Consider the following 24,877-nt stretch of genomic DNA (forward strand, 5'->3'; position numbering starts at 1 on the left):
TAAAGTATATATTAACCCTCTTAATCGCCCAAACAGCAAATGGTTCCCGATTTTACCGATTGTTGGTGCGGGCCGCTGGTTTTTTGCTGTTCTGGTTTTGAACATTAGAAGGTTTGTTTTTGGGATTAGAGAGGGTGTTTCCGGAAGACGAACGTGTGCTTTTTGGGGTCTGTGGCTTTTTTCGTTCATTCATCTGTGTTTTGGTAGAGGAAGTGCTTCTGGGCCTCGTCCGGTTTGTATTTCGTGGAGTAGCTTTCGTATTGATTTTGAGTTCATTTGCCAATTGCGCCATTCGCTCCGCCCAGAGGCTAAGGTCAAAGCGTTGGGGGGCATCATGGGCTTCGCTCAAACCTGCATCCACCGATGCACGAAAAGCAGGAACCAGCCAATAGCCCTTCCGCACACTTGCAGCTATATAGACCAGTGCCAAACGATCATATTGTGCCAAGGTAAACCCTTCTTCTGGCGCAAGGGCATCCAAGCCTGTTTCATCGCGCATCCGAGGTTGTATCAAAGAGACACTTAAAAAAAGCCCCACGCGATCTTCTTTTTCCTTTTCATATTGGGTCGTGGCCAGTGGTATATCAAAGGTCGCTTTTGTGGCTGATGCCCCTACTCGGTTAATGATAACATGTGCAAGAGTCGGATAAAATCCAAAATCATTGTAAGACCATCCGGCTTCATTCATATCCACAGGAAAAGAACTGTCTTTCTCTAAAGTAGGCGTGCCTGTATCGTGGATAACAAAATAGCGTGCTGGGATTTTTTGGTCGTTTTGCGAAACCTTTGCAAAGACAGAGCCGCCCAGATCTGCTTCATCCATTTTCTGCTTGGCGAGATAAGCCCGCAATTCACGCGCAGTAAGCCCAACCCGTTTTCCGACAAGATTTTCCAGTGGATCGGGCAAGGCAATGCGGGTGGGTCCGAGCAAGCCATATTTGCCCACAGGACGCAAGAGACACCGGGCTTGTTCCGTAGGTGTTCCCGGCTTACATGGAACGTTTGGAGATGACTGCTGTGCAAAGGCCCATAGTGGCAAGAAAAGGGCCAGCAGCACCGAATGGTGGTAGGTTTTCATGGTGATGCAGGTTTAAGTAGAACAAGAAAAAATGAATTTGCATAATAGTAAAAAATACATTCCTCCCCTTCATAAACCATCCTGTTTTTATTAAAGAGATGGTAAGAATATTGTATGAGCAAAACCTTTTCACCCAATATTTTCTGGATACTTCATGGCATGTTCAGAAACAACCAGAGAAGCGGATACGTTTAACAAGACATCTTAGGCCAATGCAGCGGCCCTGTCATCAACCCCTTCTTGTATGCTACATCGTTTTTTGGGTTTTGTTATCCTCCTATTCCTTTGTTCCTTGGCGCCAACATACGCCCAAAATGCTTCTCTAAGCGGATATGTGCGAGACGCCTCATCGGGCGAAACATTGATTCAAGCTACCGTTCTGATACAAGGCACAACCACTGGCACGGTTACCAATACCAGTGGATACTATACCCTTAGCCGACTCAAAGCAGGCACTTATACCGTTTCCTGCTCCTATATAGGTTACAAAACGAACCGCTTTTCTGTGATTTTATCTGAAGGGCAAGCCCTTACTTTAGACATTCGTCTAGAACCGGAAGATACCTCGGTGGAAGTAACCGTAACCTCAGACCGCGAAGAGGCGGAACAACGCAATGTGGGAGTTACCCAAATGTCGGTCTCTACGATCACCCGTTTGCCATCGGTTTTGCAGGCAGATGTTTTCCGGTCTTTGCAATTATTACCGGGGATTAAGAGTTCTTCGGATTTCTCCAGCGGTTTGTACATTCGGGGTGGCAGTCCCGATCAAACCTTGATTATGTTAGACCGAACAACGGTCTATAACCCCACCCATATCTTCGGGTTTTTCTCCACCTTCAACCCCGACGCCATTAAGGATGTAAAACTCTACAAAGGCGGCTATCCGGCAGAGTATGGCGGGCGTCTGGGCTCGGTGGTGGATATCTACAATAAAGAGGGGAACCGCAAGCAGGTGCAAGGCGTCGCGAGTTTGGGTTTATTATCCTCCCGCATTGCGTTAGAGGGGCCCCTTCAACAAGAGAAGAGCAGTTGGATGCTGGCTGCGCGGCGCTCTACAACCGAGCCTGTTTTGGCCGTCTTGCGCAACCTGAAAGATGAAGACGGCAAGCCACGGTTCCAAGGCATTCCGGACAATTTTTATTTCTACGACTTTAATGGGAAGTTTACCTATGACTCTACACCCAAAGACAAGGTGAGCTTAGGTTTTTATGCCGGACAAGATAATGTGAGCATTCCGGTTGGCGAGCAAACGGCGTTTAGGGTACGGTACGGGAACGTAACGGGCAATACGAATTGGACGCATATTTTCTCCCCCCAACTTTTTTCCAACTTTACGTTTACTGGATCCCGCTACTTTAGTAGTCCGAGTGGAAAAATTGCCTCCACCGAATTCAAACGCCGGAATGAGGTGACGGAATGGTCTGCCAAAGGAGATTTTGAATATATTCCTAATCCGGCACATCAAGTGCAAGTGGGGTTTTGGGCCGGGCGTATGACCATTTTCCTGCAAGACTCGTTTAATGAGATCACAAATGAGGTGCTAGACATCCAAACGCCTTATGTATCGGGCTACGCACAAGAAACATGGCGTCCTAATATCCAGTGGTCTTTAAAGGCTGGACTACGGGCCAATTATTTTGGCGATGGGAATTATTTACGCCTCGAACCACGCCTTTCTGCCGATTTTACATATAGCGAATGGCTTCGCATCCAAGCCGCCTATGGACGTTATTACCAATTTTTATCGCTTATCACCAACGAAGCCTTCTCTGGGTTTGATGTTTGGGTAACGGCAGACGACGGCGTTAAGCCTGCATGGGGCGACCAGTTTTTATTGGGAATTAAAACCAAACCTTTCAAGGGATGGAATTTGGATGTAGAAGGGTATTATCGCAATATGAACGACCTCTTCGACTTAGACCCCTTTTTGAGTGACACCGCCGGATTGCCCTATAACAAACTCTTCCGATTTGGACAAGGATATGCGTGGGGAACCGAGTTCTTCTTGGAAAAATATGCGGGTCGGTTGAATGGTTTTGTAGGCTATACCTTTGGACGAACTTGGCGAAAGTTTCCCAATATCAACAATGGCGCGTATTACCCACCCAAGTACGACCGAACACACGACCTAAATGTGACCGCCAACTACGACTTGTCTTCCAAATGGACGGCAACGGCTGTTTTTTCTTATGCCACTGGTCAAGCCTATACCGAGCCTTTGGGACGAACCTATATCAATAGCCCATTTGGGGAAGGCTCTGCCAATATCGGCGGGGATGTGCTGACGGTAGGTAAACTCAATGCAAGCCGTTTACCTGCCTACCATCGTCTGGATGTGGGTTTTACCCGTAAAGGCAACGTAGGTAGCTGGGGGAAATCGGAGTTACAGCTACAATTGATCAATGCATATTCGCACCGAAACATCTGGTTTTATCAATATGACTTCGAGGCGAACCCAGTCAAGCGTATAGACACCCTTCAACTACCGATCCTTCCTAATATAGCCTACACCATCCGGTTCTAAATCATTTTTTCTTATGAATACCTTTTTTCGTCCAGTAAAAATCATATCTCTCCTCTTGCTCATCGGTTTGGTGAACGGATGCGACACCTACCAGCAAGACGCCTATAAAAAACAATATGTGGTACAGGGGTATCTCATCGCGCTTGAGCCGTTGAGTCCTATCTCGGTCTCTGCTACCGTACCGCTCAATGAAGTATATAGTTTAGAAGCGACAGCGGTAAAAAATGCAACAGTGGAGGTGCAGCTATTAAATACACAGGGCCAGCCGGAAAAAACGTTTATTTATGTGGCCGATCCAGACTCGGTGAGTATGTTCAAGCCTTTAGATACCACATCCTTGGTAATGCCCAATCGCACCTATTCACTACGTATTACCTTTCCAGACCACCCTGAAGTGATCAGTGCAAAAACTTTGGTTCCTGATACCATGCGTGTAATCCGAACCAATGGAGACACGTTTAAGTATCAGCAGCAGCCCCAATTTGAGCAACTGATTAGTCCCAGCTTAAACCCCAATCGTCAGGCATATTTTATCTTCTCGGTAGAGGGTCTAACCCCCTCTACGGCCAATCTGGTACCTTTCTGGGATCCGGAGAATGGTTTTGGCGGAGACCGCAAGCCCCCTAAGGTGTATGCTTCGCCCATTTTGAATGAAGCCAACTACCGCACGCCCGAAGGCAATCTACTGGTACAACTGCCTTGGTTAACGGTGGTGTATTTTGGGAGAAACCGCGTTACAACCACCGTATTAGACGATGCGACCTACAACTTCTTCCGCACACAATCGGTTCAATTAGGCGGTTCCACCCTCTCACCCGGCGAAATTCCAAATGCCGTCACCAATGTTGTGGGTGGAACAGGTGTTTTTGGCAGTTTGGCACAGGCTACTTCACTGATGACCGTCACACGATAACGGGTTCTTGCAAGGGTTGGATAGAAGTGCCGGGAATGGTGTAAATACGCGCCGTTCCCTTATTTTTTGCCTGAAAGTTGATACCCCACGTCTGGAGTAAGCCGGCCACTCCATGCCAATCCAAGCCCAAATGGGTACTCCAAGCCGTTCTTTGGTCTCGAAAAACAGCAATTGACTAGCCAGACAACAACTGGCGCATGTATCTACTCCAAGAAACAGCCGGCAACTCGTCCAACGAGTCGCGATAGACCAATGTTTTTAAAAGGAACTTTATCAGACCAATCACCCCAATTTCGATGGGGACTGACAGAAGCGCCACGCCACTTGGCGCGACATGCAAAAGTACAATTGCGGAGGGCATTTTCCAGATTGCCCGTGTGCCCTAAAGTTTCGAGACAACAAACCCACGAAGCCTGTCCTAGCGACTCCGATGACCCAAGTTCCGAAAGCGCAAGGTGCGGTACGTCAGCGAATGATCAACAGCCATCTTGTTTCAGCAACAGTTTCAAAACAGGGCTGGGCGGGGCAACTCGAACCAGAATACCGAGCCGCCGCCCTCGCGTGGCAGATATCCAATCTTCCCGCCCCAATGTTCTACGGTTATCTTACAGAAATACAGCCCTAAACCCAACTTTCCACGACGTTCTTTGCCTTGCTGGAATTTTTGAAAGACCACCTCTACCAAATCCGGACGAATACCCGGCCCTTCATCTTCTATCTGAACGCGAATGTTTTTTCCCACGTCGGTCATGCGTACCAGAACTGTTCCGCCTTCACTACTATGCCACAAGGCATTTCCAATTAGGTTAAACATTACCCGTTCCAACCGCAATTTATCTGCATTTACCTTCCAGTTGATTTCTTGGTCTGTTTCAGGATCCAACAGTAAGTTTACTTTGTTAAGTAGGGCTGTGGATAAAACAGACTTAATAACATCCAACGTGATAACCAGCATATCTGGCGCTTCATTGGGCGTCGGTGCAGCAAAATCTCCGGAATCCAGTTCCGCAGAAAATGAGTCTAAAATCTCCAACACCAATTTATCAAGACGTGCCGCTTGTCTCTGACAGATTTCAATAAACTCGCGGCCATTTGCACTCAGACTTTCTTTCCCCAACAGATCCAGATAACCTTTTAGGCCCGCAAGAGGCCCAGACATATCATGTACGATGGTATGTAATAATACATCTTTCTGCTCCATTTCATCGCGCACCCGACGATATTCCAGCGTGTGTTCGCGTGCTTTTTGGAGCAACATTTGGCGTTCGGCAAAGGTACTCCCCATAGACCTCAACAGTAGGATACGTCGGTTTTGTACAAATAGGGCCGTTGCTTCCAAAAAATAGTCGTCGTCTTGCCCATCTGTTTCTTCCCAAACGCCAGATTGCAGTTGTTGGTGGGTATGGGTTTGCCACAGCCGCTCCGCATCAATCAGGAAGTTGTCCAAAACCGGAGAAAGTTGTCCGAGCTGGTGATTCTGCAAATATTGTTCGAAGTTGGGGTACAACCGAGGAAACCATTCAGGGACCTCGCTTACAACCACAAAATTTCCCAACTTTCTTCGTTCAAAAACTACCGTATCCATCGCTTTTAGCAAGGCTGGCAGCAAGGTTTGGTCTATCGGGGGTGCTTTATGGGCAGTTATTTCTTGTTTCATGGCGGATAGTGATTTGGAACTGGTTGCGTGAAGGCACACGTAACAGGATAGCACTGAAAAATAAGCCCACAAGAGGGATTAATGTACTAAGAATTCGCTTAAAATTTGACCTGGTTTGGCTTTTGAAGTTAATTCACGTGCTTTGTCTATTGCTTCCCCCAGAATCATAAGTCGGTTTTGGCCATAAATGGATACATTGGCAATCCATGCGCCCCCTCGTGAGATTCCACCACGCAAAAATATGACGGGGCGTAGGCCACTTTTTGCATCAAAATAGGTAGGGGCCAAGGGCATCAAAGCGAGCAGTTTTTCGGTAAGTTCCCCCGTCACTTCTTGCAAGTCTTTATCGGTAGGAATGATCCCTAATACGGCCTGAAATCCGGCAGCAGCAACAAAAACAGGCCATGCCAAGGCTTCGCCGAGGAGTTTCTCGATCTGTTGAAGCAACACCCCTATGCCTCCCAAAGCCACTTGTATGGTTTGTGGATCTTTTACCGCAGTATCAACATCGAACACCACCTCTAATACCACCACTTGCGCTTGGGCACCCTCTCGGTAGCGATGAATCAACTCCTGTTGTAGGGCACTGGCCATCCGTCCATGACCATTTATTCGGAGTTTTCCAAGATTTTGCTTGATCAACTGGAGTTCATTTGCCTGTTGAAACAATTGTTGCTTCTCGATGTGTTGCAGGGTGACATCCACAAACACTACCCAATCTCCATCTGGCTCATGAAAAAAGTGTGCATCTGCAATGCGACCATTATTCATGTGTACATCTGAAATCAGAAAAGACTCCCCATTCAGCGGCAACAATCCCACCAAGAGGGGCACCATCTCAAGAATGGTGTTTGGCAAAGGTTCAGGGATACCCAGGTTGAACCAATCTCCGCCAACCAAAACGATATTTCCGGCAGGATCGGCCTGAACAAACGCTGGTCGGAACCGTTCGATGGAAATGGATTCCAGATAAGTTTTAACGGAGACAGGCAATAGGTTCATGAGGTCTCTTGGAGCATGCGTTCGGTCAATAGTTCAAAGATCTCGACCACTGCTTCGCCAGTGAGCGCACTGGTTTTTTTGATTAACCACCCCTGAGACAAAAGGCCTTCTATCTGTTCTTCGGAAAGTTGCCACTCGCCCGCAAGGTCGGCTTTATTAAGGACCAAAATAAAAGGGACCGGACCAAACGTTGCTTCGGTATTTCGTTGCAAGGCAAGGGCACGGTCTAATGTAATCTTTCGTGTACCATCCACAACCAAAATATATCCAGACATCCCCCTTAGATAAGAGAGACGCAATTTTTGGAATTCGTCTTCCCCATGTAAGTCCCAGAGCATCAGATTGACCTCGGTTTCATTCAGTTTCACAAGACGCTTATCCACTTTTACCCCAACCGTTGTCAAGTATTCTTCCGAGAAGATGCTGTTCACAAACCTCTTAACAAGACTGGTTTTACCGACGGCAAATGAACCGAGCATGCAAACCTTTTTTTGGATCATATTACTTTTCGAGCTAAAGATGAATGGGTAATTCAATACCCCCATATAAGCCGTTGCAAGAAAGACCTGCTCCGCTTTATGGGAATATAGGGGCATGTAAGATGGTTTGCAAATCCGAAACGCACCTTAGAAGACCCTGTTAATGCAAGAAAGTTCACGCGCCCTTGATTGGAAATTTGGAAGCATGACCCTAACTTTTCATTTTTAACCTAAGCTTGTTTCATTTCAACGATTTAACCTTATGGCTCAGAACAAATACGACGTCGTGGTCATCGGATCGGGTCCGGGCGGCTACGAATGTGCCATCCGGGCTTCTCAATTAGGACTTAAAACCGCCATTATCGAAAAGAACAAACTTGGCGGTGTTTGTCTGAATGTGGGCTGTATTCCCACCAAAGCCCTTTTAAAATCTGCCGAAGTATTGGATTATACCAAACACATGGCTGATTTTGGCATTGAATTTTCGGGAACGATTGGGATTAACTTCCCGAAAGTGATTGCACGTAGCCGAGGAGTGGCAGACAAGATGAACAAAGGCGTCGAGTTTCTGATGAAAAAGAACAAGATTGACGTTTTATATGGCCACGGAACCATCGAGGCTGTGGGAAAAGTATCTATTGCGCCCGCTGTCAACATGGATGGTAAAGAGCAAGGCACTGTTCAAGCCATAGAAGCAGCACACATCATCATTGCCACGGGTGCAAGAACCCGCATCCTGCCTAACCTTCCGATAGATGGGAAGAAAATTATCGGTTCCACGGAGGCCCTTATTCAAACCGAGCAACCCAAAAAATTGCTGATTGTGGGTGCAGGCGCCATTGGAGTGGAGTTTGCCTATTTTTACAACCAAATGGGAACCGAAGTTACCATTGTAGAAATGATGGATCGCCTTGTGCCCATTGAAGATGCCGAAGTGTCTAAAGAACTAGAACGTAATTTCAAGAAGCAAGGAATTGGAATTCTAACCGGATCGGTGGTGGAGTCGGTGGATACCACCAGTGGTGCGGGCTGTAAAGTACACGTTAAAACGAAAAAAGGCGTAGAAGTTTTAGAGGTGGATCAGGTGCTTTCAGCGGTTGGGGTACAACCCAATACCGAAAATTTGGGCTTAGAAAAATTAGGCATTCAAATGGATCGAGGCTGGATTGTTGCCCGCCGCGACGACGCATCTTATGCCACAAATGTACCTGGTATTTATGCGATTGGCGACATCAATGGCCCGCCCTGGCTGGCACATGCGGCCTCGCACGAAGGGGTTTTGTGCGTAGAAAAGATTGCTGGCCATCATCCGGAAGCGTTTGATTACGGCAATGTTCCCGGCTGTACCTATTGCCAGCCCCAAATCGCATCGGTTGGATTCACCGAAGCAAAGGCCAAAGAGGCCGGATACGAGGTAAAAGTAGGTAAATTCCCCTTTACCGCTTCTGGAAAAGCATCCGCCATTGGCCATAACGAAGGCTTTGTCAAAATTATTTTTGATGCCAAATACGGTGAAATCTTAGGCTGTCATATCATTGGGGTGGACGCTACCGAGATGATTGCCGAGATTGTTACCGCCCGCAAAGCAGAAGCGACCTATCATGAGGTTCAGGAAGCCGTTCATCCACATCCCACGCTTTCCGAAGCCATTATGGAAGCCGCACGCGCTGCATATGGCCACGCCATCAATATGTAATGTAAAACAGCACAGCAAAAGCGTCATCTAACCTCTGATGACGCTTTTTTTCTCATGCAAACACAAGAATCGGGCAAAGTTCTCAAAAGGTGTTTGGTTTTTCGTACCTTTAAAATCTATGCCTCGCAATGGCTTGTGACTGCCCAAATCCCTCCGTTGCTCAGCCTCTCAACAGCCCACACACAAAGGAGTCCATCCATAATTTTACAACATCATGCAACGAACCATCCGAATCCTGCTTTTATCGCTTCTACCGCTGCTCTTCCTTCAAGGATGCAAAACCACGCAGTATGTTGGGATGTTGGAAGTGGTTGGAAATGAACCGTTTTCTGAATGGATTTTACGGACCGAAGAAGGCAATCTGATTCAACTATTGGTGGATGAAACCGCACGCCCAACCGTACAAATGTATCACGGTCAATTGGTGCGTGTTCGGGGTCAAAAAGGGAAAGGTATTTTGTTTCAGAAGCCCGTCACCACCCTACGGCTGAAATGTGGCAAAAAAGATCGGAGCACTCCAGAATAAATCCCGTGGTTCCTTTGTATATTGCGCCTCCACCGTTTTTCCATTAACCTGAACCCTGCAATTTTATGGATTTTGCAATGCACCTTTTGCGCGGGCTGCTTGGTGTGGCCACCATTCTCGCGATTGGATACACCTTTTCCTCGAACCGCAAAGCCATTAATTGGCGCTTGGTGGGAATTGGCATAGGGTTACAATTGGCCTTGGCCATTCTGATCATCAAAAGAACACCCGTCTATTATTTCTTTGAATTAGTCGGACAAATGTTCACGCGGTTGTTGTCTTATACGGCGTCTGGTGCCGAATTTGTCTTCGGACCACTCTCAAAAGCGGATGGTATCGGGTTTATTTTTGCCTTTCAAATCTTACCAACCATCATCTTTATTGCTTCGCTAATGGCCGTTCTATATTACTTGGGTCTTATGCAACCTGTGGTAAAAGGGATCGGATGGTTTATGGCCAAAGTGATGCGAATATCCGGCGCAGAGTCACTCGCAACGGCCTCGAACATCTTTGTAGGACAGACCGAGGCCCCGTTGATTATCCGTCCGTATGTGGCGGGCATGACACGTTCCGAGTTACTAACTTTGATGACGGGTGGAATGGCTACCCTTGCTGGTGGCGTATTGGCGGCTTATGTGGGCATGTTGGGCGGTGATACCCCTGCCGAGCAAACCAAATTTGCGGTCCACCTGCTCTCGGCTTCTATGATGAATGCCCCAGCAGCCATTCTTTTCTCCAAAATGCTCATTCCAGAAACAGAGACCCCACTAACAGGTGCAAATTTTAAGCCAGAAATGGCCAAAAATGCCGAGAGCGTGATCGAAGCAGCGGCTGGTGGGGCTGCAGATGGTCTCAAATTGGCCGCAAATGTGGCAGGGATGCTACTGGCATTTATTGCTCTTATTGCTATGGCCAATGAACTGCTTGGCTGGTTGGGTGCTCCTACTTTTGGAACCTTTCAATTGTACAACCTAAATGCTTGGATCAAGAACGTTTCTTGGGGTAGTTTTGATGCTCTTTCCATGCAGTCTGTACTGGGATTCCTCTTTGCGCCTTTCGCTTGGTTGATGGGCGTGGAGTCAAGGGATATTTTACAGTTTGGTCGGCTACTGGGCGAGAAGATTATCCTTAATGAGTTCGTGGCCTATTCTTCTTTGGTCGGGATTAAGGCCCAAATGACCGAACGATCAATCCTTATGGCTACCTATGCCCTCTGTGGTTTTGCCAACATCTCTTCCATTGCCATTCAGATTGGCGGGATTGGTGGACTTGCCCCCGAACGCCGTTCCGAGATTGCGAATCTGGGGTTCCGGGCCGTCTTGGCGGGTGCAATGGCCACGTGTCTTTCGGCAACCGTCGCTGGAATTCTGTTCTAATGCATGATTTTTGAAGGGGCGGTACTGCATATATAAGGATCGCCTCTTTTAATGAAACACTTTTAAAAATGGGTGCAGAAAAAGTCTTGGTGACCGGTGCGACGGGTTTTCTTGGCTCAGAATTGGTACGCCAATTACTCGCACAAGGGCAATCGGTCCGGGTTTTGGCACGTAAATCTGCTAAATTTGATCTCTTGAACGAGGTTGCTGGGCAATTTGAGATTGCAACCGGAGACGTTACTGATCCACTCTCGGTGCGGGATGCCTTGAAGGACATCCAAACTGTGTATCATGCAGCCGCTTTTGTGAGTTTTGGAGGGCAAAAAGATGCCGAAAAACTCCGTGAGGTGAATGTGCTAGGAACCGCCAATGTGGTTAATAGTGCCCTCGACCAGCGGGTAAAACGTTTGGTACTTACATCCAGCATGGCGGCTTTTGGCCGCCCGGCTAATCAAAGCGAGGAAATAACGGAAGACCTGCTATGGATGCCTTCCAAGCTTAACACCCGATATGCCCTTTCTAAATACGACGCAGAATTGGAGGTCTATCGGGGAATTGCCGAAGGCTTGGACGCTGTTATCGTAAATCCAGCCCTTATTTTTGGGATTGGGCGCCTAGGCGAGGGAACCATGAAAATTGTGCATCAGGTTAAAAGTGGCAAATTGCCCGCTGTTCCTTGGGGTGCAACGAATGTGGTGGATGTACGTGACGTGGCTGCCGGACACCTTTTGGCCCGTCAACACGGCAAAACTGGCGAGCGCTATTTCTTGGGCGGCGAAAACCTGATGTGGAACGAAATTGTGGCCCACCTAGCAACAGCTTTTGGCGTTAAAGCCCCCACACGTAGGCTTCACCCTACCCTTTCTCTGATTGCCGCCACCATCACCGAGACCATTGGAACCCTAACAGGCACACAGCCCTTACTCACACGCGAAAGTGCCCGCGCCTCTATTGGCACATACCGATACAGCACCCAGAAAGCAGAAACCGCCTTGGGGTATCTTGCACGGCCTTTTGCCGAAACCGCTGCCTTTCTCGCCGAAAATTGGCCACCAAAACCTTAGTGACCCCTTTCATCGAAAGGGTATTGCGTCCACCATGTACAAGGCATCCAGCCGAATTACCTCTCCGGTATCGGTACCTAAGTACTCGGCCTCGGCCTCCGAGAACAGGTCGGTGATGCAGGCATGAAGGACTACAGGCGATTCGTTTTCGAGGAAAACCAGATCTACGCTCTTACCCCGCACTGCCAAATGTTCTAATTGATCGTATAGCCCACAAGCAAGGGGCTGATATGGATTATCGTTCACAGGTTTGCCGACTACGTGTTTGGTTTGTATGCTATATGTTTGGTTCTTCGTCTTCCGGAGGCCCTTCTCGGAGAATTTTTCCCGCAATATGGGCATCGTACCCACGGCGGATCAAAAAATCAAACAAGCGTTTACGACGTTTTTGCTTATCGGGTTCGCGCATCGTTTTTTTCCACTGCTTGCGCGCCAATGCGCACGCGGCCTCCAGCGACTCGTCTGGTTGGAGCATTTTTTGAAGGGCCTCTTCAATCACCTCCCGACGAACCCCTTTTTTCAGTAAGTCCATCCGGATTCGGGCTGCGCCATGCTTTTTGAGGCGGCTTCTCTCTGTCACAAATTGTTGGGCATAAGTGGCGTCATTGAGAAACCCCCGTTCCTCCAACTGAGCAACAATCTGATTTGCGGCGTCTTCCGGAAACCCTTTTCCCAAGATTTTTTTTCGTAAGCCAGCAGTGGTTTGTGCCCGCATGTTTAACAATCGGAAGGCATATGCGCGGGCCGCCAAAAAACCATCTTCATCCTGTAACTGTGCTATTTCTGCACCAGAAAGCACTTTTCCTTTCCGTAGCCCATGTTTCAATACGGTCTCTTTGTAAAGACCTAATGCAAATTCACCCTCAATAAACACCGAAACACGTTCTGTATTCTTCTTTTGCAAAACCAAGCGGGTGATTTCTCCAGGCATAGGACCGTTTGTATGAGCGTTTTCTCGTTCAAGGGGTAATAGACCTCCATAAGATAAGCCATTTTACTTCCGACGTATAGCTTCAATGCTCCTTTTTGCGGCTATGTACGTTCTTGGATAGGTACAAACACCCCGTGCATAAGGCACTATACAACTAACACAGCAATAGTATTTCAACTGCATCAAGCAGCTGAAATATAAGCCCTACGCTACCCATTTTTCCCATCGCCTCCGAGCAGGGACTGTTCCCCACAATATCCGAGAAAAATCTATGGATGGAATAAAATGGTTCAAAAACACATTCTGTATTGAGCAATTCATTTTGCATCCGTTCCATGCAAACAGCCTCGTTTAGCGCACCAAATCTACAACATAGATCACCAAAGAGCACACCTCCTAAACACGCTCAATGACTTAGGAGCTATAAAAACCAAATAAGTTCTTATGGTTAAACAAACTTCGATACGAAAAACGGCATTATTGTCGCCCCAATGCGTGTACGACCTGTTTTTCCCGACAAAGAATATGTATTTTTCAAACTTCTTTTCACCCAAATCCTAAATCAATGAAATCCAGAATATTACTGCTTTGGAGTTTGTTTTGGGTTGCGTCTTTCTTACAGGCACAACCTTCAAGCATCATACGTCCTGGAGACAACCTTATTGTAGAAGGTGTTCCCGAAATCCCTGCCTCGCTCGCCACCGAAGTTCGGCGTTATACCGAAAGCCGCTCTGCCGGATTTTCGGCTTGGCATCCCACTAAAAAGGAAATGCTGATCAGTACCCGATTTGGCAATACCAACCAATTGCACCGCATTGCTACGCCTTTAGGGGCACGGACACAAATCACGTTTTTTGATGAACCCGTGGGGGGTGCAAGCTATGAACCCAAAACGGGAAAGTATTTTCTTTTCACCAAAGATGTCGGCGGGAATGAATTTGGACAAATTTATCGCTACGATGTCGCCGATGGTCGGGTGACGATGCTCACAGACGGTGGAAGGTCGCAAAACGGCGGCATGGTGTGGAGTCCGACGGGAGACAAAATTGTGTATGGTTCCACCCGTCGGAATGGGGGCGACCGCGATGTATATATGATGGATCCGATGAATCCGGCCTCCGACAAACGGATTTTGGAAGTTACCGGTGGTGGGTGGGGCGTGGCCGATTGGAGTCCGGACGGCAAATCCTTATTACTGAGTGAGTATATCTCGGTCAATGAAAGCCATTTATGGTTGGTGGATGTGGCTACTGGGCAAAAACGCGAACTCACACCACGTTCGGAAAAGGGCATTTCGTATGGCGGAGTGGCTTTTAGTAAAGATGGAAAAGGGGTTTTTCTGACTACCGACAAGGATTACGACTTTCAGCGTCTGGCATATATGGACTTGACCACCAAAGAAATAACGTATCTCACCAAAGGATTAAAATGGGATGTATCAGGGTTCGATCTCTCGCACGATGGCAAAAAGCTGGCTTTTGTAACCAACGAAGCGGGGGTTTTTAAGCTTTACCTTCTGCAAACCGCAAACCGTTCCTACAAACCCATTACTGGTATTCCTGTGGGCATTATTGGCGGCTTGAGTTGGCATCGAAACAATACCGATTTGGCCATAAGCCTGAATTCTGCACGCTCTACCTCGGATGTCTATTCCTTGAATACCACAACCAGCAAGCTCACACGCTGGACCGAAAGTGAGCTGGGTGGCCTGGTGGCTACCGATCTTTCCGAGCCGTCCCTGATCAAATGGAAAAGTTTTGACGGCTTAGAAATTTCCGGTTTTTATTACAAACCATCCGCCCGCTTTACCGGAAAACGACCCGTAATTATCAATATTCATGGCGGGCCGGAAGGCCAATCTTTTCCTTCATTTTTAGGGAGGAATAATTATTTCCTGAATGAAATGGGCATCACCATTATTTATCCAAACGTAAGAGGATCAACAGGTTATGGCAAGAACTTTGTCCAACTGGATAATGGACTAAAACGGAAAGACTCGGTGAAAGACATTGGGGCGCTTTTGGATTGGATCGCCACTCAGCCGGACTTAGACAAAGACCGTGTTATGGTGACAGGCGGAAGTTATGGCGGATATATGACGCTCGCTGTTGCCGTAGATTATAACGACCGAATCCGTTGTGCGCTCGATGTGGTGGGGATTTCGCACTTCAGAACCTTCCTCCAAAACACCGAAAGCTACCGCCGAGACCTCCGACGCGCCGAGTATGGCGATGAACGAGACCCTGCCATTGCCGCGTTTTTCGAGGAAATGGCCCCGCTGAACAACGCCGGAAAAATCACCAAGCCGCTTTTTGTGGTACAAGGTGGAAACGACCCACGCGTGCCACGCACCGAAGCGACACAAATGGTACAAACCGTCCGCAAAAATAATAGCCCCGTTTGGTACCTCGAAGCCAAAGATGAAGGACATGGCTTCCGAAAAAAGAACAATGTGGACTTTCAGTTCTATTCCACCATCCAGTTTATTCGACAGTATTTAACAAATGAATGAATAAATATAATAATTAAATAAGCTGTAAAAGCGAAATCTACTTATGTAGATTTCGCTTTTTTATAACTGTTTCCGCAATTTAACTTCATTTTAAAAAAGCATTTTAAAAAGTTATTTATTATCCCTAATAACTTTTGTTAAGTTATCGCGATATGTACTCCCTACCGGCAGGCTTTTCATACCAATTTTTAACATTTTTTTTTCAACCATAGATATCTTCTTTACATTAACCAAATATGATTTATGAATTCGAATGAAATGTCTTTCTGCTAATAATTCTTCAAGGGATTTCAGGGCGTTTAAGGAAATAACTTGTTCTCCATTTTCAAGGTGATACATTACATATTCCCTTAAACCCTCTATGTAAAGAATATCATTATATTTAATCTTAACAGTTTTATAACCAGATTTTACCCAAAACAAATCATCTTCTACTGGTACACGTCCATTGACCTTATTACCCATACGTTCCTTTGCTCTAGTTATAGCCATCAAGAAACGGTCGTAGCTAAAGGGTTTCAACAAATAATCAACAACCCCTAAATCAAACCCCTCTATCGCAAATTGGTTATATGCAGTTGTTAAAATTGTGTAAGGTTTTATATTTAAATTTCTATACAAATCTAAGCCACTCATTTCAGGAAGATTAATATCCAGAAACACGATATCTGGTTGATTCTTTTGCAAATATGTCAATGCTAAATCGGCATTTGAGAACATAGATAGCAAGGTTAAACCTTGCGTTATTTCAATATATTTAATCAAAAGTTGTGTAGCAGGGAATTCATCTTCAATGATGACACAAGTTGCATTCATATATTTATAGAGAATGAAAGTTTTGCATGAAACAAGGCGTTATTGTTATTATCTAACGAGAGAACATATCTACCTGGGAATAACAATTCAAGTCGTTTTCGTAAATTATCCAGGCCTACTCCTGAAGAATTGGTACTCTTTGATCGCCCTATAAAATTTTCAGTTGTTACCTCAACTTGTCCATTCTGTTCTTTTATCTCTATTTTAAAAAAAGGGCTCTTAACACCAGCCGTCCCGTGTATAAACATATTTTCGATGAGCGGTAGTATAAGCAATGGTGGAACCATCAAACCTGCTGAAGTTGTATTTACAGTAAAATCAAAATTTGAATAATCATATTTAACAAGCTGCAATGCACAAAATTTTTTCAGAAAATCAATATCTTTTTCCAAAGTTATCAAACTAGTATTCGATTCATATAATATATAACGCATTAAATCAGATAGTTGAAGAATTAATTGAGGTGCACGAGAATCTCCAACAAAAGAGAACGAATATATATTGTTTAGAGCATTAAAGAAGAAATGTGGATTTAATTGTGTTCTTAACAAAGACAATGATTGTATATTCTGTTCATTTGATACAAGCACTTTATTGATAAAAACTGCCATCATATCATAAAAAAAAGTTATCAAAACAGTAATCAATATTGTAATAAATCTTAACAAGATATAACGATTAGAATAAAAATAATCAACAATATCTAATGAAAATTTTTTTGCAATATAACTATTTATACTAACTAATAAAGACAGTGAAACACATAATAGAATAATTACCCCAAGAACATACAATATTAATGACTTATGTTTATAATAATATTTAGAAAACAATACTAGACTATTAACAACTCCTGCTAAAATAGCAATTGTGTATGTCACAAATGACAATAAAATAACTGCATAAATAGAAATATTTAATAAACTATAATCTATAATTGTAATAACCACAAGCATACATGTTGTAGAAATTATTACATTTTTCAACAAAACAAAATTATTATCTTTAGGGAATATTATTTTCCCCCATAATGCCATACAATCTTTTTCAAACAAAAGATTTATTAATCTTTTTTTAAGATTCATAATCTGATTTATTATGGATGAACTTCAATGACATTGGTCAGGGTGCTATAACTTCCAAATATCCCTACACCACCCGCCAGATGCGTAATAGCATTGGGCATTTCTCCTGGCCCAAAACGCCCAAATTGCTGCTGCTGTTGGGATTGCGAGCGATAAAAATCCACCATGTTTTGATCTATGTTGTGTAGATTGACCCTTGTTCTACCAAAATGGGTAATAGAAATCCATAGCATGTTAATGACAATGTTACCAGTGATATCTTTCTCATAATTGTCTTCATTAAAGAGCGGAGAAGAATAGACATGTGGTGTTTCATCCAGATTGAAGGGGTTGTTTCCGGGCTTCCAAAAGGGAACAACCCTATCCTCTTGCGCATCTAAACTTTCTGCCGAAAAAATATAATGGCACTTGGCCTCGTGTTCTTTTTTACATGGGCTAATAGTGGCTTGATAGGAAGGCGATTGTTCGTACCGAAACGTTTTCCCATTTGTATTAACCAATCTCAAAACATCCGGCACGACGGTTTCTCCTGTGATCATTTTGTTTTGTTCCAATAGCGTTACTTCAATGCGGTACTGTCTATTTGGTAGTACGGTCTTAAGGCTGCTTGTGGGAAGATACGAACCCGACACCTCGGATGACAGGGCATAAAAAATGGTTTCCTCAATCTGACCGTTTTTATCTATCAAGTGGATCTTGACTTGGGCTTTGGGAGGAACATATGTATCGGGAAAAACGGCCTCGTGTACAAACAAGGTCTCCCTCACGGATACAGGCGGGAAAGGCGCTTCTGCCTGAAGATAGGCTTCAACAAGGGGCAGGCGTGTTTCAGATGGAGCAGCGGAATCACATCCCGAAAGGACTGCGATGGTTAGGGTCAAACACCAACGAAAAATGAAATCAAAAAATCGCATGGAACGACAGGTTAGGAATAAAAGGAAGTTGACGGACAGCTACTCTTCCGGGTTCCGTTTTTTGGATATTATAAGTGTAATACCATACATTTCGGTGGTTGTACACATTAAACAAACTACAGGTCCATTTTTTTAAAAACCCCCACCTCGATAGGCTGCTTTTGGAGACATTAAAGTCTAACCGATGATAAGCTGGTAGGGTGCTATTGTTAAGCGCAGGAGAAAACCAGACAGTCCCACCGATATTATTAAAGGTAGTCCCAAACGGATTGGGCAATTGGGCATAACCCGTTGGTCGGGTATAGGGCTGGCCGCTGGCCCAGGTAAAGAAGGTTCCAATTTGCCATTTCTTATTCAGGTCAAAAGCAGCATTTAGGGTAAGGTCATGTAATCGGTTATACCGTGGTTGAAAGTACCTACCGTTATTCAGGGCATCAAACCGACGAGTCGTTTGGCTTAAGACATAAGTCGCATTCCATTGTAGTCGTTCATTGGTTTTGGCGCGTATCTGAATCTCCAAACCTCTGGCTTTTCCTTCGCCCCAAACCAATAATTCGGCATAGGGTTTATTGCCTAAATCGGCCAAGAACGGATCTAAGGTAAATATCCGAGACATCTTTCGATAATAAGCATCGAACTGAATCTCCACCTGTTTGTCGGGTCGGTATTTGGTGCCGATGGAAAATTGTTGGGTGGTAGAGGGAGATTTATCTTCGGGAAGTAACAACCAAGCATCAAAGCCAGAGAATGCCTCATTCGACACCAAGGAGAGCCATTGGTGAGAACGGTTATACGCCACTTCGTGCTGCCATGCTCCTTGTGCTTTTTGGATGACCACACGTGGTTCTGGATAGAAATGGCCATCGGCTGTTCGGGTTGTTCGGATTCCCCATTGCACCCCGAAGCCATGTGGAAAATTTCTGTTTCGTTGGAGGTATCCCAAGAGTTGTCTTCCAGAGTGATTCGGCAGTTCAACATATATTCCGGCAAACCAATCTTGCCAAATCATATCGGTTTGGGTTGTTTTAAGACCTGCTTCCCAAGCGGCATTTGGCTGCTCCCACATCCAACTGAGTTCTGCCCCTGTTTCGTGTACGCGACTATCCCGCTTTGCACCCGTATCTCCCAATGTACCCACTGGCTTGCCATGATACCTCGATTGCGTAAGTCGGAGGCGAATCAGTTTCCCTTTTTGATATACAGTCCGGGCTTCGGCCACCTGAAGTGCATTTTTGTACCAAAGATCCAACCCTAAGCCATTTAGCAGTGACATTTTCAAGGCATCTTCGCTGGAAAAATGCGTGACGTGTACCGAGGTTTTGCGACCAATGGCTATTTTTAAGCGCAAATTCAGGTCTCTAAAGCCCAGTTTTTCCGGTATATCAGTGTTAGAATCGTTCAACAGGTTTAAAACCGGATTGAGGGTAGAGACCCTCCCGCCAAGCATCCAATGCAAACGGTTATATTTTCCTGTCGTACTTCCTTTGAAACTGAGCAGCCCCAAAGAAACCGAGGTTTCGGGTTTTCCGCCCTCTTTACTCTCTAAGGATAAGACGCTTCCCATGCGTCCCCCCAGAGAGGCAGGAGCACCACCTTTATGCAGCGTCACGGTTGAAATGGCTTCGGGATTGAAAGCGGAAAAAAATCCAAAAAAATGACTGGGATTAAACACCGTTGCTCCATCTAAGAGGATGAGTGTTTGGTCTGGGCTTCCACCCCGGATGTAGAGACCACTCGAGAAGTCGGACGATTGCTTGACACCGGGTATCATACGCAGTGATCGGAAGATATCCGCCTCCAAAACAGTGGGCGCACCCGCCAGGTCGCTCACCTGAAGAGAATTTGTAGATAAAGGAGGGGCGAATTTATGCTTTTCCCCTGTAATGTCCACCGACCAAATGGTACTTCTTAATGCACAACGAAGGCTTTTTTCGGTATCCGACACCTTCAGAATCGTAGGTTCAAAACCAGGAAAGCTGCACACAATCTGCGTGGGTGTACCTGCAAAGAAAAATCGCCCTAAAGAGTCGGCTTGTGTAATGAACCGACCAGATGTTAGACTTATATTCGCGAAGGGGATGCTCTGGCCAGTTTCACCGTCTAAGACCACGCCATGTACATTTTGTGCTAAAAGGGTTATTGAGGAACCCCAAAGAAAAAGCACCGTGAACCGAAAAGATTTCATTTCAGGAGAGGGTTAAATATCAGGAAGTTGGATTGAATAAGTTGCCCAATACCGATCCTAAATTGATTTCGCCTTTATACGAACGAAACAGTTTAAAGGGATTTGGGAACAACTCCTTCAACATGACCCCGCTAATGGCTTTCACATGTGGTCTAAGCGCACCCCAGTTTCGGATAAAAAACCCAATAGGGGGCTTCACGCGGTAGGTAAATTTTGAAGGGTCACTTAGGTTTAAGTGAATGCCTTTCCGGTCTAGTTGAAAGTGAATGCCACCCTTGATCTCGCTCGCTTCTATTTCGGTAAGGGCATTTTGCTGAAAAGAGTTAATTTTCATGACTTTGTTGTTTGAGATACTAAAGCCCTCTATCCTTAGGGGACAAAGGGCTGTCACACCGTGCAGATTAACCATGTAAAATGCTTATTTTTTGAACAGTGAGAACAAGTTTTTGAAGATGCTATTGGTTCCAAAGAGTCCGGTTGAGTTCAGCGTATTCCGGAAATTGCGGATATCTTGAATAGAAAACCGGATGGCATCCCCAATGCCAAATTGCAAACTACCAGTTTGATTCCAGTCCAACTGCACCCCTTTTCCAGTAAACTGAACCAAAAGACCACCTTTTACATCGTGGGCTTGTTCATCGGAAATGGCAAACTCTTGAAGGTTGTGGGTATTGTTTTTCATGTTTCTAATTGGTTATTAATCGTGCCTACTCTTGCGGATTTTCGGCTATCTCCTGTATTTGCCTCCTATGATACCTACCTGAGGCCAAGAGATTACCCCCGAAAGAAGGCTTTCAATCAGTAGGTCTTTTTTTGCAACGAAGAAAGGAAAAAGTGCAACGAGAACCAGAATTTTCGGCAATACCCATTTTAAGAAACAATACCCATTTTAAGAAAGTTGCCCTTCGGGTTCTATTTTTAGCTGTTCTAGAAAGCGCGTTCTGAACTTTTGCCCAACGGGTAGGGTCTTTTTGGAGATTACTACTTCCGTCTTACTAAAGGATTTGATCTTTTCTATTGAAATCGCGTAAGACTTATGAATCTGTATAAATCTATTTTCAGGAAGTAACTTAAACAACTGATTAAATGATAAACGAATAATCAACTTACTCTTAGTTAAATGTACGATTAAGAATTCCTTTGACGACTCAATATATTCAATGTCATTCAAGTATATTTTATGTAGCTTTCTATCACTCCTTAGCCAAAAAAAATCATTTTCTATCATTACTTCATTATTAATATTACTTTGCCACTGTATCATTTCAACGGCTTTATTTACCGCTTGTGCAAATCTTTCAAAAGATGCTGGCTTAAGGATATAATCTACCAAATTAAACGTATAGCCTTTCAGAGCATATTCATCATAGGCCGTTATGACAATCACTTGTGGCCGTTTATGCATAAAATTTAACAATTCAAAGCCATCATATCCGGGCATCCTAATATCTAAGAAGAGCAATTCAACCTCCTTAAAAATACGTTCTTTTTGAAATGCTTCAGGGTTTTCAAATGAACCAATCAGTTCTAATTGATGCGGAAGCATAGCAATGTATTGACACAACAAATGGCGTGCAGGCGCTTCGTCATCTAAGACAGCGCAAGTTACAGGGCGGTTCATACAAGCAGACTTTTATCAAAAAAATGGCGGTGATTCAATAAACCTCTACTCAAACATTTTGTTTCTCTGGACAACTTTAGGTTGCTTTTTTAAAACGGATTATTTTTCAATTTTAAATTGTTTTTCCAAGACAAATATGCACTTCGTTTAATAAAAACACCACTTCATTGAATATCGCCCCCTTGAGTGACAGTAGGGTATGCCGTTTGTACATGATCACCAACATGTTTAACCATACCCAATGTATTATGTATTTACTTACCCCCAGTCGAGTCCGCAAAGTCCAAATTAGATCGCCTTTTCAGATTTCAACCTTGCCTATTCTATTTTTTTTCATTGGTTTAGGCCAGGTTTATGGACAGGTGACGGGAGCAGTTTTCCGGGACTTTGACGGCAATGGAACCCGTGGTACCAATGAACCGTTGGTCTCGGGCGTAACCGTAACGGCCTATGGCACCTCTGGCACTTCATGTGGTACAGCCACAACGTCTGGAAATACTGCACCCAACTACACCTTAACAGGATGTGGCACAGGTGCGGTTCGGGTAGAGTTTGTATTGCCAAGCACTGGAAGATGCGTCAACTCTGGTGTTGATTATGCTTCTCTGAGTGGCACCACCTACGGAACATCCATTCAGTTTGTCAATGGGAACAGCACCAATGTCAACTTTGGGGTATATAATCCCGCTAATTACAATACGGGGGCTGCAAATACCAACGTTGTGATTCCAGTGCACACCAACGGTAACCCCTTGCTTAGTGGGACTTCCCAGAGTGACGATTGGATTGTCGGCTTTCCCTACAACAATACGGGCACCACTACCCCCGCACAGCGCCTGAATGGGGCAACCGTGGGCGCCACTTGGGGCACAGCCTATAGCAAGCAGGCAGAAAAAATATTTACTTCTGCCTTTATCAAAAGGCATGTAGGATTAGGGGTTTTGGGCAGTGGTGGTATTTATGCCCTTTCTCCCACAGCATCTTCTTTTACCCCGTCCAACTTTTTTGACTTCGATAGCCCCACGAATGCATTATTGTCCACACCTTCAACGGTTTCGGCTGCCCCCACACGATGCGCTTCTGGCTGCCCTGCATATGGAGCCGGCACTTCGTTCAATATTGTCTCCAATGCCGAAGCCACGTATCTCGGATCAACGGACCCGTTAACTGGGCAACCCCTTGGCTTGGGAGTAGTCGGAACGAATGCCCAGCGGGGTTTATTGGCAGATAAAACCCAGCCCAGCCGCGATCCCGCAGCCATGGATCAAGTGGGTAAAGTAGGGTTGGGTGATTTAGACATCAGCGATGACGGACGTTTTCTTTTTGCAGCCAACTTGTATGACCGAAAAATCTATCGCCTGACCTTAAACGATCCACAAAACCCCACACATGTCACAGACATTGCCAGCTACGCGCTACCCAGTGTAACCGTAACCAATGGTGTATTGAGGCCCTTTGCACTCAAATTTTATCGGGATAAACTTTATGTGGGCGCTGTTGCCACTGGCGAGAACGTAACCGACGATAGCAACAGTAATTTATTTGCTTATGTATTTCAATTAGATACCCCCACGGCAAGTGCGACATTCCAATCCACACCAATCATTACCCATCAACTAAATTATAACCGAGGTACACCCAATAGTGGGGCCAGCTATACGGGGCAGGATCGTTGGTATCCATGGTCTAAGAATGCCTATGACTTTTTTGGTATTGCACGTCCCTCACCAATGCTTACTGGCCTTGACTTTACCGATAGGGGTGATATGATGTTAGCCTTTACCGACCGCTTTGGCCACCAATATGGTCATCAGAATTATCGTTTTTTGGGTAATCCTGGATATAGCGACTTAGTAACGTCGCAAATAGCGGGAGATCTAATTATTGCCGGAATTAATTGCTCGACGAATACCTTCACAATGGAAAGCAATGGAAGTTTTACGTCCAATGGGCAATCATTATCCGGTGGAACAGCGAATGGCCAAGGTCCTGGTAACGGTGAGTTTTTCAATGGAGAGAACCAAAACACAACCCATACCGAGACCTCCCAAGGCGCTATTGGTGTTTTGTTTGGACAAGCCCAAGTTATGCTCACCAACATGAACCCAACTACCAGTATTTTTTCCGGCGGGACCAAACTCATGTCCACCACCAATGGGGCCAGTTCAAATGGCTATGTCTTGTATAACCAAAATGCAATAGGTGATTTTGGTAAGGCCAATGGATTGGGAGATCTCGAAATGATCGTTCCTGAGTCCCCTATTGAGATCGGCAACCGTGTATGGTTAGACACCGATAACGACGGCATCCAAGACGCTGGCGAGGCGGGCATTTCCGGTGTGACGGTGGAACTGGTGAAAAGTGGTACGGTGATTTCTACCGCCACCACCGATGCCAACGGGAACTATTACTTTTCGAGCGCCACCGGAACCAGTACAGCCAGTACCCGATACGGCATCACGCAATTGGAACCGAATATGGCCTATACGGTGCGGTTC

The 24,877-nt window shown here is 45.4% G+C and carries 22 protein-coding genes; 8 read left to right on the plus strand and 14 right to left on the minus strand.

Going from position 1 to position 24,877, the window contains the following annotated elements; genetic code table 11:
- Positions 1 to 52: 52 nt before the first annotated feature.
- The gene (locus tag JNN12_03815; GenBank protein MBL7977442.1) at positions 53 to 1,078 is read right to left on the minus strand and encodes a hypothetical protein; all 1,026 of its coding nucleotides are present in this window, start codon (positions 1,076 to 1,078) and stop codon (positions 53 to 55) included.
- A 244-nt stretch (positions 1,079 to 1,322) separates the two neighbouring features.
- Between JNN12_03815 and JNN12_03820 the strand changes: the two genes are divergently transcribed.
- Both JNN12_03820 and JNN12_03825 read left to right on the plus strand, forming a co-directional pair.
- Positions 1,323 to 3,602 carry a TonB-dependent receptor gene (locus tag JNN12_03820; GenBank protein ID MBL7977443.1) on the plus strand — a complete coding sequence of 760 codons (2,280 nt, stop codon included), beginning with the start codon at positions 1,323 to 1,325 and terminating at the stop codon, positions 3,600 to 3,602.
- A 13-nt stretch (positions 3,603 to 3,615) separates the two neighbouring features.
- A complete protein-coding gene (locus JNN12_03825; GenBank protein MBL7977444.1) occupies positions 3,616 to 4,515 on the plus strand; it encodes a DUF4249 family protein in 900 nt (299 codons plus the stop codon).
- 175 nt (positions 4,516 to 4,690) lie between these two features.
- Here JNN12_03825 and JNN12_03830 read toward each other — a convergent pair whose 3' ends face one another.
- The 4 genes from JNN12_03830 to JNN12_03845 form a co-directional block, all read right to left on the minus strand.
- Positions 4,691 to 4,876, minus strand: coding sequence for a hypothetical protein (locus JNN12_03830; protein MBL7977445.1), 186 nt, complete (start codon positions 4,874 to 4,876; stop codon positions 4,691 to 4,693).
- 144 nt (positions 4,877 to 5,020) lie between these two features.
- A complete protein-coding gene (locus JNN12_03835) occupies positions 5,021 to 6,172 on the minus strand; it encodes a HAMP domain-containing histidine kinase (GenBank protein ID MBL7977446.1) in 1,152 nt (383 codons plus the stop codon).
- Positions 6,173 to 6,250: 78 nt separating this feature from the next.
- On the minus strand, positions 6,251 to 7,174 hold the full coding sequence (locus JNN12_03840) for a hypothetical protein (GenBank protein MBL7977447.1): 924 nt from the start codon (positions 7,172 to 7,174) through the stop codon (positions 6,251 to 6,253).
- Complete coding sequence (locus tag JNN12_03845; protein ID MBL7977448.1) at positions 7,171 to 7,653, minus strand: GTP-binding protein; 483 nt, start codon at positions 7,651 to 7,653, stop codon at positions 7,171 to 7,173. Before JNN12_03845 ends, JNN12_03840 begins: the two co-directional genes overlap by 4 nt.
- A gap of 262 nt (positions 7,654 to 7,915) precedes the next feature.
- On the opposite strand from JNN12_03845, the gene lpdA reads away from it, so the two are divergent.
- The 4 genes from lpdA (at position 7,916) to JNN12_03865 (ending at position 12,315) form a co-directional block, all read left to right on the plus strand.
- Positions 7,916 to 9,349 carry a dihydrolipoyl dehydrogenase gene (gene lpdA, locus JNN12_03850; GenBank protein ID MBL7977449.1) on the plus strand — a complete coding sequence of 478 codons (1,434 nt, stop codon included), beginning with the start codon at positions 7,916 to 7,918 and terminating at the stop codon, positions 9,347 to 9,349.
- 214 nt (positions 9,350 to 9,563) lie between these two features.
- Positions 9,564 to 9,875, plus strand: coding sequence for a hypothetical protein (locus JNN12_03855; protein ID MBL7977450.1), 312 nt, complete (start codon positions 9,564 to 9,566; stop codon positions 9,873 to 9,875).
- Positions 9,876 to 9,940: 65 nt separating this feature from the next.
- Positions 9,941 to 11,251 (plus strand): NupC/NupG family nucleoside CNT transporter, encoded by a 1,311-nt coding sequence (locus JNN12_03860; GenBank protein MBL7977451.1) that lies wholly within the window; start codon positions 9,941 to 9,943, stop codon positions 11,249 to 11,251.
- Between the two features lie 68 nt (positions 11,252 to 11,319).
- Positions 11,320 to 12,315, plus strand: a complete 996-nt coding sequence (locus tag JNN12_03865; GenBank protein MBL7977452.1) for an SDR family NAD(P)-dependent oxidoreductase — start codon at positions 11,320 to 11,322, stop codon at positions 12,313 to 12,315.
- Between the two features lie 9 nt (positions 12,316 to 12,324).
- On the opposite strand, the gene JNN12_03870 is transcribed toward JNN12_03865, so the two are convergent.
- A complete protein-coding gene (locus JNN12_03870; protein ID MBL7977453.1) occupies positions 12,325 to 12,561 on the minus strand; it encodes a hypothetical protein in 237 nt (78 codons plus the stop codon).
- Positions 12,562 to 12,592: 31 nt separating this feature from the next.
- Positions 12,593 to 13,246 (minus strand): RecX family transcriptional regulator, encoded by a 654-nt coding sequence (locus tag JNN12_03875; protein MBL7977454.1) that lies wholly within the window; start codon positions 13,244 to 13,246, stop codon positions 12,593 to 12,595.
- Positions 13,247 to 13,811: 565 nt separating this feature from the next.
- Here JNN12_03875 and JNN12_03880 point away from each other — a divergent pair.
- A complete protein-coding gene (locus JNN12_03880) occupies positions 13,812 to 15,758 on the plus strand; it encodes a S9 family peptidase (protein MBL7977455.1) in 1,947 nt (648 codons plus the stop codon).
- 111 nt (positions 15,759 to 15,869) lie between these two features.
- On the opposite strand, the gene JNN12_03885 is transcribed toward JNN12_03880, so the two are convergent.
- The 7 genes from JNN12_03885 to JNN12_03915 form a co-directional block, all read right to left on the minus strand.
- Positions 15,870 to 16,574, minus strand: coding sequence for a response regulator transcription factor (locus tag JNN12_03885; GenBank protein MBL7977456.1), 705 nt, complete (start codon positions 16,572 to 16,574; stop codon positions 15,870 to 15,872).
- Positions 16,571 to 17,659 carry a sensor histidine kinase gene (locus JNN12_03890; GenBank protein MBL7977457.1) on the minus strand — a complete coding sequence of 363 codons (1,089 nt, stop codon included), beginning with the start codon at positions 17,657 to 17,659 and terminating at the stop codon, positions 16,571 to 16,573. Before JNN12_03890 ends, JNN12_03885 begins: the two co-directional genes overlap by 4 nt.
- A gap of 11 nt (positions 17,660 to 17,670) precedes the next feature.
- Positions 17,671 to 18,573 (minus strand): DUF4249 family protein, encoded by a 903-nt coding sequence (locus JNN12_03895; GenBank protein MBL7977458.1) that lies wholly within the window; start codon positions 18,571 to 18,573, stop codon positions 17,671 to 17,673.
- Positions 18,560 to 20,758: a TonB-dependent receptor plug domain-containing protein gene (locus JNN12_03900; GenBank protein ID MBL7977459.1), complete on the minus strand. Its 2,199-nt coding sequence runs from the start codon at positions 20,756 to 20,758 to the stop codon at positions 18,560 to 18,562. Before JNN12_03900 ends, JNN12_03895 begins: the two co-directional genes overlap by 14 nt.
- Positions 20,759 to 20,777: 19 nt before the next feature.
- The gene (locus tag JNN12_03905; GenBank protein ID MBL7977460.1) at positions 20,778 to 21,092 is read right to left on the minus strand and encodes a hypothetical protein; all 315 of its coding nucleotides are present in this window, start codon (positions 21,090 to 21,092) and stop codon (positions 20,778 to 20,780) included.
- An 84-nt stretch (positions 21,093 to 21,176) separates the two neighbouring features.
- Positions 21,177 to 21,440, minus strand: a complete 264-nt coding sequence (locus JNN12_03910; protein ID MBL7977461.1) for a hypothetical protein — start codon at positions 21,438 to 21,440, stop codon at positions 21,177 to 21,179.
- A 207-nt stretch (positions 21,441 to 21,647) separates the two neighbouring features.
- Positions 21,648 to 22,379 (minus strand): response regulator transcription factor, encoded by a 732-nt coding sequence (locus JNN12_03915; GenBank protein MBL7977462.1) that lies wholly within the window; start codon positions 22,377 to 22,379, stop codon positions 21,648 to 21,650.
- Positions 22,380 to 22,693: 314 nt separating this feature from the next.
- On the opposite strand from JNN12_03915, the gene JNN12_03920 reads away from it, so the two are divergent.
- Positions 22,694 to 24,877: hypothetical protein (locus tag JNN12_03920; GenBank protein ID MBL7977463.1), on the plus strand; the 2,184-nt coding region annotated here is incomplete at its 3' end.

The sequence above is a fragment of the Bacteroidetes Order II. bacterium genome (genome assembly GCA_016788705.1).
In the GTDB taxonomy this organism is placed as follows: domain Bacteria; phylum Bacteroidota; class Rhodothermia; order Rhodothermales; family UBA2364; genus UBA2364.